The organism is Sedimentitalea sp. XS_ASV28 (genome assembly GCF_041224545.1).
Taxonomy (GTDB): Bacteria; Pseudomonadota; Alphaproteobacteria; order Rhodobacterales; family Rhodobacteraceae; genus Sedimentitalea.
Genome location: NZ_JBGFGP010000083.1, coordinates 1 through 3,210, shown reverse-complemented (window position 1 = coordinate 3,210; position 3,210 = coordinate 1). Strand labels below are relative to the sequence as shown.

At 55.6% G+C, this 3,210-nt stretch carries 3 protein-coding genes; all 3 read right to left on the bottom strand.

The window, feature by feature from the left end; all coding sequences use genetic code 11:
- Positions 1-136: 136 nt before the first annotated feature.
- Positions 137-1,162, bottom strand: coding sequence for a DEAD/DEAH box helicase family protein (locus AB9K34_RS03860; RefSeq protein ID WP_369953116.1), 1,026 nt, complete (start codon positions 1,160-1,162; stop codon positions 137-139).
- A gap of 111 nt (positions 1,163-1,273) precedes the next feature.
- Positions 1,274-2,335 carry a class I SAM-dependent methyltransferase gene (locus AB9K34_RS03855; RefSeq protein WP_369953115.1) on the bottom strand — a complete coding sequence of 354 codons (1,062 nt, stop codon included), beginning with the start codon at positions 2,333-2,335 and terminating at the stop codon, positions 1,274-1,276.
- A gap of 136 nt (positions 2,336-2,471) precedes the next feature.
- Positions 2,472-3,210, bottom strand: a 739-nt coding sequence (locus AB9K34_RS03850) for a type IV secretory system conjugative DNA transfer family protein (RefSeq protein ID WP_369953114.1), incomplete at its 5' end; no start/stop codon positions are given.

Genomic DNA, 3,210 nt, shown 5'->3' with positions numbered 1-3,210 from the left:
CGCCACTGCAAGCGCGCCGAGCGCTTGAGCAATTTGAGGGCTCCGCGCCCGGCGCGCTTGCCCAAACCGAAACCCATGATTATCAAGATCAAACCCGCAGACTCTCGTTATGAACGAGGGACCGAAGGGGGGCAGGTCATGACAAGTAGCTTTGAGAAACAAGCAACAGTCTCCTTCCACGACTGGCGACAAATCGCGGCCCTTCCCGGTTTTGACCAAAATGGCGATAGATCCGGTAGGCGCTGTCCGTCACCATTGCTTGGAACCATTGTTCTAGCAGGTCATTTCCCCGCATCGTTACAATGACAGTATCCACTAAGTTTAGAGACGTGAGCTTTTCGATGATGCGAAGTGCGGTTCGCGTCTTTCCAGTTCCGGTAGCCATTTCAAGCACACCGTTCTTTTTGGACAAGAAGCACTCAATCGCGTCGTCTTGATGGCGCCACCTGCTATCCGCTTTATGTTGGCGTTCGGAACTACGGCTCGGTCGGTAGAACTGCGCTAGGTTTCCGCGGATGGCTTCGGGAATATCGAAGCATCGGACATTCGGGTCGCTGTTAGTCCAGAGCCGCTCAAAACGTTTTCGATGCGACTCAACCCGCGAGGCATCTCGTGGGTCCGCCCAGCTCAGGAAGACGTCAAGGCTTTCAAAATTTCTGCGCCCTTGCTCGGTTTCGTTTTGAGAACCGTGGAACACGACACTATCACCAGTATGATCCCTAAAAATTCCGAGCTTGGGATGATAATCACCACTCAGCTTGCCGGTTGGGACGGCCAACCGGACAGTCAGAAGCTTTTCGGCAATCATGTAGGAGAGTGTTTGGACGGGTTTGGAACTCGCGCTTTGTGCAAGTTCGTCCACCTCTTCTCTCAGCGCTTGGAGGAGCACCTCGTCGTCGATCGCATCCGAGCCTTGTTTGATCGCTGCCCAGTCTTCAGGCTTAAGCTTAGGACTAGTCAGTAGTCTCATTGTTCCGCCGTTTTGCGCGAAACCTGCGATCCCAGTCGCCACCCGTTGTAGCCAACCTGAAGTGAAATAACCCACACCCCGGTCATAGGACACGGAATGAGCAAGGCACGGATTCATCAGCACCTGATCGATGTCATCCTTCGAGGTGTCAACGTCAGATGGAAAGGTTAGAGATCTCAAGGATTTGTTCATGGGACGATCCTGCATCACACAGGCAAAACTTGGAAGGTGGAAACGTAGAGCGCCCTACTACGTAGGGCCTACACGGGAGACCATTCGGCAAGGCGAAACCGATGAAGCTCGCTAATCATTTTTGATCAGCACAGCACTTTGCCAAGTGATATCACCTCGTCCAAGAAGGTCTGGACGCGTCTCAAGACGTTCAAGATGGAAGCCAAAGCGCGTTGCTAGATCCATCAACTCATCCATCGAGACCTCGTGGATAGCCCGTGCCGGGTCTGCCGGACCTAACCGAAGCGTAATGTAGACAGCCCCTCCTGGCTTGACCAACGTTGCGATTGTAGCAACAGCCGCTTCTCTATCTTCTTTCGCTATGTGCATCCAAACTGCGCTCAGAAGGACAACGTCGAAAGTTGGCAGGTCACGCCGCACGACCTCCAAGTCTGGCAAAGCATCGCGTATCCAGGTAATTGGCATGTCTTGGTGTGCGTGACGAGCAATCCGCAACATTGCACCCGCAGGTTCCACCGCGACGACCCGATGCCCAAGAGACGCAAGCCAAGCCGCATCACGCCCGGTACCGGCACCGACGTCAATGATGTCCAGATGAACGCCCGAGAATTTGTCTCCTAGAAGACTCAAAAGAACAGGATGAGCCGCTGCGGCAGAGATGCCCTCGTAGCTTTCGGCCAAGTCCAATGCATGGCGATCATAGTATGCTGACGATGCGTTTTTCCGCATGGGATTTCCTACTTCAGACCAATCTGTTTGATAAAATGTCATGATCCAGAGACCAAGACTCGTCAAACTGGCCAACACGAGCATAGCTTGGAAGGACCGGCGCACAACGAGCGGTTTGTTGTACCAGAAATCACCTTTTGCAGAAACGAAGTCTGCTGGAGATCGCCTTTCTATCCAGTTGAGTGTCTGCTCCATAACGTAACGAAGTCTTTGTATAACAAGGAACAAGCAAGCATTGCCAACGGTCGCCAGAAAGAGCAGCGCGAGTTGGAAAAATGGCGAGCCCTCAACCTTCGAAACCCCAAACCAAAGTCCACCAGTTAGCGTCATGGAGATGAGCGGGATTTGCCACATCTGATGGTTGAGCGATCGAAAGGTCTCATGGTTCTGCACAAAGGCCTGCTCGCTCAGATCCGACTGGTGTACCGCTGGTTTATCTGTCATCTCTTCATCTTCTTCGTTCGGTCAAAACAAGCGTACGTTCTTTATAAAAAAGAAGAAAATATCGCACTCATTCTTTTGAATTCTCCCCTGGAACACAAGAGACTCAGAGCATTATTTCGAAGGCACGGAGCATTCATCACCCGCCCAACAACTCCTCGATGAAATCCTCCTGCCGGTCGAGCGCCGCCTCCCATTCCTTCGGCACGGCGGCTTCCCGCTCGAGCGTCTCCGGCTCTGGTTGCCCGCGCCCGGCCTCCATCGTCCTCAAGCTCATCGCGCGCGCTTCGCGGCGTTGCGAGCGATCCCTGACTTGCGCGCGTTCGGCTGGTTGTCGCGGCTCATCCCGACTGACTTCATCCGTACTTTCACCGCCCCAAGGCCCCACGCCCTGCACGCTTGGCGGATAGGGGAAGGGCTTGCCCTCCTGGCGGGCCAACATAGCCTTGAAGAACGGATCGTCGTAATACTTGATCCGGCTCGCCTTGATCGGATGCTGGGGCGAGGCGAGGATGATGACCTCGTCGGGGTCCATCAGTCGCGCTTCGGTCTCGGAAAGCAGCGGCCGTTCTTCCAGCCGCGCCGAGGTCGAGGTCGCGCCCAGAAAGCCCTTGTTGCGACCGTACATCCGGGTCACCGCCTCGCGTGTGGTGCTGCCGACCGCGGCGGAGACCTCCTTCACGGTGCGCTGGTCGCGGGGCGTGATGTAGAGCTTGAGCCCCGCCCCGTTTTCGAGGCTTTCGCGGCCCTCGGGCCCGTAAATCCGGTCGAGCGAAGCCAGCGACTGTGCGATCATCGCCACGCGGCCGCCATAGCTGGCCAGCGAGTGGATCGCGCGTTCGAGATAGGGCATCGCCCCCATCTGCTGGAACTCGTCG